Source organism: Agathobaculum sp., assembly GCF_022775115.1.
In the GTDB taxonomy this organism is placed as follows: domain Bacteria; phylum Bacillota; class Clostridia; order Oscillospirales; family Butyricicoccaceae; genus Agathobaculum.
In genome coordinates this window covers 1-6,162 of the sequence record NZ_JALFLA010000077.1, presented here as the reverse complement: position 1 = coordinate 6,162, position 6,162 = coordinate 1, and the positions used below count along the sequence as shown (strand labels likewise).

Sequence of the window (6,162 nt, the reverse complement as noted above, 5' to 3'; positions counted from 1 at the left end):
GGGCTTTTGTGTTCCTATGGAACACATCTTCGGGAATGTGGCTTACCGCACGACCTCGTGCATGGTCTGCTGCAGGTCGGGCTGCGCGTCCTGCTTGCTCAGATGCAGATGCAGCTCATTGAGCCGCGCAACCTTGGCCTGATACTCATCTTCCTGTTCCCACGGCTTATTTACGTTTTCTTTCGCCTTTTCTAACTGCTCATGCAGACGGGCAAGGCTCTGCTGGTTGTCCGCAATCAATTGGTCGATGTGGTTGAGAGCATTGTTCAGACGCTGCACCATGCCTTGCCCGCTTACGCCTATATCAATATCGCGGGATACCTTTCCGCGCAGCACAAAGCACAGCGTATTATGCATAGCTCTTTTCACACGCAAATCAAAACCGCAGTAGCTGCCAATCGCTTTCGGCTCTTCCACTACGATCTTGCCCTCCATGTTCTGCGATATCCTCTTTCCTTCGTCTTTTAGCACTGCCAAAATCGCTTCACCCGCCTGCTCCTTATCGGTATAGCGTTTGCCGCCAACCTCCATGCAAAAGGTCTCACCCTCTGTCTGGCTGCGATGCGCGGCAAAGGTCGCGTTATCCTCCTGCAAAGCGGCGATCATACTCTCCTTCAGCGCAATGCTCTGCGGCAAGGAAAAGCGGATATCGTCCTGCAATCTGTACTGCTCGCTCTTGTAGCCCTCGCGCAGCACGGACAGTTTGTTGACGTGTACCTCCAGTTCCATCAACTCTTTAATGGCAGGATCGCCCGCCGCGAGCGCCTTTACCTCGGCATAGGACAGCGCTACATCGTCGATGTCATCGCAGGTACGAGCCGGTGATTTACCTGTCATGACCTGTGAGATAAATTTCTGCTTGGTCTCGATCGTCTGGTCGGGTAAGAGATGGACATTGCTGCCCATCCCTCCCCTAAGAACCGTACGTGAGAGTTTCCCCTCATACGGCTCAAGCCTTTCAAAAGGCCCCCCTTATCGGGAACCCGGCTCAAAAGCAGTAATCAGGCTGTGGATTTCTTCGTGACATTCCTTGTGTACCATGATTTTCCGGCTATTCTTTTCGACTGGGGTATGCACCCTGAAGCCGGTTTCTGATGTGATAAGGTCTCCGCAGACAGGACAACGGCGGTGTTGCCGCCGCCAAATTGTCAGCAGTTTTTCCCGTCCCTTGGTGCTGTTGAGCAGCTTTTCGCCCTCTCGTTCCTCAAAATAGTCCGTCCAATATTCATCAAACGGGTTTGCTTCTGCTACAATCTTCTTAAATCGGATGATTTTTGTATCGGTTGCATATTCGAGTTTACAATAGAGCAGCTCACCCTCGGTACTTTGGTTTTCATAGGGAACAGAGAATGTCCACTGACGGGAGCCAATATGGTGCCAGTATTTCTGTGCAATCCATTTGTGGCTCTTTTTCTTGTGTCTGCGCTTCACCCATTGCCACAGGCATTTGTATATCTCGTGGTCAACCCTGCTGAACACCTTGGAGGATACGACGTATCGCTGGTTATTTACCCAACCACGGATAACGGGATTGAGCTTGCGTATCAGCGTTTCCTGTTTAGTGGATTTATTGCTCTTTATGATGCTCCGCACCTTTCCCAAGAACGACTTGACCGATGTTTTGGACGGCTTAATGAGCAGCTTGCCGTTGTATTTTCGGATGTTTTTGCCCAAAAAGTCAAAGCCATCCTCAATATGGGTAATGACGGTCTTTTCTTCCGAGAGCTGCAATCCACGTTCGGTCAGAAATTCTTTGACGATAGGCAACACCTTGTTACGCAGAAATTCCGGTGATTCTCCGGTGATGATAAAATCATCCGCGTAACGCACGAAATTCAGCTTGTTAAAGTGCGTTCGTCCATTTACTTTCTGACGGGTGGGAAGCCTTTCTTGAAGCAGCCGTTCCAAACCATCCAGCGTCATGTTCATGAGTGTCGGAGAGATTGTGCCGCCCTGCGGCGCGCCCTCGTCCGTTGGGAACAATTTACGCGTTTCTACATATCCGCATTTCAGCCATTTTTCGAGGATGTGCGTGTCCATTGGAATGTTTTCCAACAGCCATTCATGACTGATGTGGTCGAAACAGCCCCTGATGTCGCCCTCCAGTATCCATTCCGGGGATTTTCCTTTGTTCAGGTCGGTGAAGCACTGCTCGATTGCGTCATGGGTGCTTCTGCTGATTCTGAATCCATAGGAATTGGGGTCGGCGTAGGTTTCCGCTATCGGCTCCAGCGAAAATTTGTAGAGTGTTTGCATGGCTCGGTCGGTCATAGTCGGAATACCCAGAGGACGCATTTTCCCGTTTTTCTTGGGAATATAGTGCCGTCTGAGTGGTTGCGGGCGATAACCCCGCCGGTTGAGTTTTGAGATTGCGCTCCATTTTGCCTGCGGCGTCAGCCATAATTCATGGTCTACGCCGGATGTCCGTTTGCCTTGATTACTTGTCACTCGCTTCACTGCCAAGGCTTTGGCATAAAACGAATGTGTCAGCAGCCATTGCAGCGATTTCACTTTGCTGTAATGGCCTTCTTTTTGAGCCTTTACGATACGCACTTGCAGCTTTTTGACATACGCAAGCGCTTTCTGCCAGTCTATGGCTTCCCAGCACGTTGCAACGCCGGGGGATGCACACGGTTTCCCGTTCATTTGCAATTTCCTCCTTCAAAAGTTCTGTAAATTCTCTCGTAAAGAAAGACCGGATGGAAGTCTGCCCGCTTTCGCGTGAGATAATGTTGCAATCTCTATCCGTCCCCATTACAGGGGCGGCGTTCGCTTTTTCCATCGCTCCTTACCCGCATTCCCCATGGGCTTCCCTTACGGTCTGCTTTCCGGCTGTGCCGGAGAAAATACGGGCTTACCACGTTTCACATAATGAACAGTGTGGGTTAGGTTCCGCCTCTCCGCCGGCAGTCATAATGTCCATGTGTCCCCAAACTGGAAAGGGACAGCCGACTGCGATACCTTTTGGTTCTGGCTTAACAGCAACTTTAGCCTGTTCAGAGCTTAACGACGTTTATTGGCGATTTACATTACATTAACCATACCACACAGCCAAGCTCCCCAGCCGCATTGTTGCTTGCAGCTTGTCGCTTCTGCCTCACGGCTTCCGCTTGACCCCTTTCAGGGAGGGCTACTCTTTCACATCAGGCTTCCTCACAGTCGTTGCCAACTGCTTCGGTGATGTTAGGCTACTGCCAATGGAATGGCAGGTTCGGTCATTGCCGAACAATTACATTATGCGACTTCGTGTCGCACCCAGTTGAAGCTGTCAAACGTGCCTTCGGTCACATAGCGATAGATCTCCACCTTTTTATTATCGTTGCCCTGACGCAGTATGCGCCCCTCGCGCTGCTCCACGTCACGCGGACGCCACGGACAATCCGCATGGTGCTCTGCAATCAGGCGCTTTTGCACGTTGAACCCCGCGCCCATCTTTCTGGTCGAGCCGATTAGCACACGGATACTGCCTGCATTTACCTTGTTGCGCAGCGCCGCCTTTTGCTGTGTGGTATTTGCGTCGTGGATATAGGCGATCTCCTCAGCCGGTACACCCCGCGCGATCAGCTTATCCCGGATATCGTCATAGACGCAAAAGCGGCTTTCGCCCTTGCCCTTCGCGGCGGGTGTTCCCAAGTCGCAGAAGATGATCTGTGTTCCCCTGTCCTCTCTGGTGCGCGCCCAGATATCATACACGTTATGTACGATGCTGTTGACCTTGCTGTTCGGATCGTCCGGCAAACTGGGGTCAGCCAAACGCTGGTCAAGCGCCATCTTGCGCCCATCGCCCGTGATGGCCAGCATATTGTCCTCATACGGCGATACCGCACCTTTGCGCACTGCGTCCGCACGCTTGCCAAGGTGCTGTACCATATCCCGCTGCTCCTGCGTTGGCTGCGCCTTAACATTATGGTATTCCACCTCCGGGCGCGGCAGGTCTAGCATATCCGCCGTTTGGATATCCGCGGCCTGCCGCCAGAGGCTTATCAGCTCCGGCAGGTTGCAGAATTTTGCAAAGCGCGTTTTGGAGCGGTAGCCCGTGCCTTCGGGTGCCAGCTCCATCGCTGTCACAGTCTCGCCGAAGTTGGATGCCCAACTGTCAAAGTCGGTCATACCGATCTCTTCCAGCACATCATACTGCAAATAGCGCATCATGGTATACAGCTCGGTCATGGAATTAGAAATGGGTGTGCCGGTCGCAAAGCAAACCGCGCGATAGCCGCTCTTTTCATTCAGATATTCGCACTTTGCCAGCATATCCTCGCTCTTTTGTGCCGCGCTGGTATTGATGCCACCTACATTTTGCATTTTGGTGTGCAGCGCCAAATTCTTAAATTCGTCCGCTTCGTCCACAAACAGACGGTCTACGCCCAGATCCTCAAAGGTAACAACATCGTCCTTAACCTTTGCCTCCATTAACTTTTTCAGCCGTAATTTCAATTTTTGCTTGGAGGATTCGAGCTGCTTTACACTGTATCGCAGATCTTTGTTACCCGATGCCTCCGAAATAGATAGTTCCAGCATATCAATCTGTTTTTCGATATGCGCGCGTTCATTTTCGGGTGACAGCGGTATCTTTTCAAACTGGCTGTGTGCGATAATGACCGCATCATAATCGCCGGTGGCGATGCGCGCGCAAAATTCCTTGCGATTTTTGGTCTCAAAGTCCTTTTCTGTTGCAACGAGGATATTAGCACCGGGATAGAGCTGCTGAAACTCCGCACCCCATTGATCGGTGAGACCATTGGGTACAACGAACATCGGTTTATGAGCAAGGCCGAGCCGGCGCAGCTCCATGGCCGCTGCCGCCATCGTCCACGTTTTGCCCGCGCCAACCGTATGCGCCAGCAGCGTATTGCCGGAATACAGGATACGGGCAATCGCGTCTGTCTGATGCTTGCGCAGTTCGATTTCTGGATTGATGCCCGGAAGCGTCAAGTGCGCACCGTCAAAAATGCGCGGGCGGGTGGTGTTGAAATGCTCGTTGTAATAGCCTACCAGCCTCTCCCGGCGCTCCGGATCGGCAAATATCCAATCCTTAAATGCCTGCCGCAGCGCGTCCTGCTTGCTGCGCGCCTTGATCGTCTCCTTCGGATTGGGGATGCGCTTCTCTTTTCCGCCCTCAAACTTTACATCCATGATCTGTACATCGCGCAGATTGAGCGACAGCTCAAGCAGTTCATAACCGCTGACACGCGATGTGCCGAACTTGGTATAGGCCAGACCATGGATATCTCTGTCATAGCTCTTGCCCGATACATGCCAGCGCTTGAGGGCGTCGGAATAAACGACGCCGATCTTATTCTTGGCGTAATACGGCGGATGCAGCACCTCGCGCACAAACTGCCCGATATCCGAGGCCGGTATCCATGTCGTGCCGAGGCGCACACTGATATCCGCCGCTGTCAGCGGCGCGGGCTGCACACGCTCCAGCATTTGCACGTTAATTGCAAAAGCATCATCAGCCTGCGCGGCGGTGCGCGCCTCGTCCAGTTTACGGCGCACATTGCCGGACAGGTATTCATCTGCCGGTTGCCAAATTCCGCTTGCGGGCTCGCGGAATATCTGTCCCTGCAAGGCGGTAATGATCTCCTGCTCGGTCATACCGCCCAGCAGATCGGACATATAGCCAAGGTCGATCTGTCCGCGCTCAGACAGCGAAAGCCCCAGTGCATCCTCCGGCGTATCCGCTCTGTCCGCCGCGATATGCGGGCGGATGGTGCGCCTCGTGAAAATCGCACTTTTGCCGACTACTCTTTGCTCCTCATCGAGCATTTCCAGCGCCAGCAAAAGCGGATAACCCGCGTCCTTCGAAAAGGCCAGCCGATTGCCCTGCGACCGGATCACACCGAACTCCTTAACAAACGCATCATAAAGCCGACCAAGGTTATCTTGCAGCGTCACCAGCTGCGCATCTGAGCAGCCATCCTTCTGCGCCTCGATCAGTTGCCGTGTCGCGTCACGGACGCCAACCATACCGATGGCGCGTTTGGTTGCGGTCGCGTTCAGTGCCGCTTCCCGCACTTCGTCCGCACCCTTAAACAGCAATTTTCCATCCTGCACAAAATAAGAATAAGGGCGCAGCGTTTCAGCCTGTGTGTTCTTTTGGAACACATCGGCAGCAAGCGCCATCTGTGTGTTCTTTTGGAACACATTCTCATGCCC

3 protein-coding genes are annotated in these 6,162 nt (G+C 52.9%); all 3 read right to left on the bottom strand.

The features are described from left to right. Window positions 1-42 precede the first annotated feature (42 nt). Window positions 43-906, bottom strand: coding sequence for a helicase (locus MR935_RS09480; RefSeq protein WP_290572994.1), 864 nt, complete (start codon window positions 904-906; stop codon window positions 43-45). Window positions 907-972: 66 nt separating this feature from the next. Continuing rightward, the gene (gene ltrA / locus MR935_RS09475) at window positions 973-2,646 is read right to left on the bottom strand and encodes a group II intron reverse transcriptase/maturase (protein WP_290572993.1); all 1,674 of its coding nucleotides are present in this window, start codon (window positions 2,644-2,646) and stop codon (window positions 973-975) included. A gap of 588 nt (window positions 2,647-3,234) precedes the next feature. Then, window positions 3,235-6,162 (bottom strand): SNF2-related protein (locus MR935_RS09470; RefSeq protein WP_290572992.1); only part of this gene is annotated, 2,928 nt, incomplete at its 5' end.

Bases quoted from the DNA above. Each gene is read 5' to 3' on its own strand.
- MR935_RS09480 (WP_290572994.1), bottom strand. From the start codon at position 906: ATGGGCAGCAATGTCCATCTCTTACCCGACCAGACGATCGAGACCAAG.
- ltrA (WP_290572993.1), bottom strand. From the start codon at position 2,646: ATGAACGGGAAACCGTGTGCATCCCCCGGCGTTGCAACGTGCTGGGAA.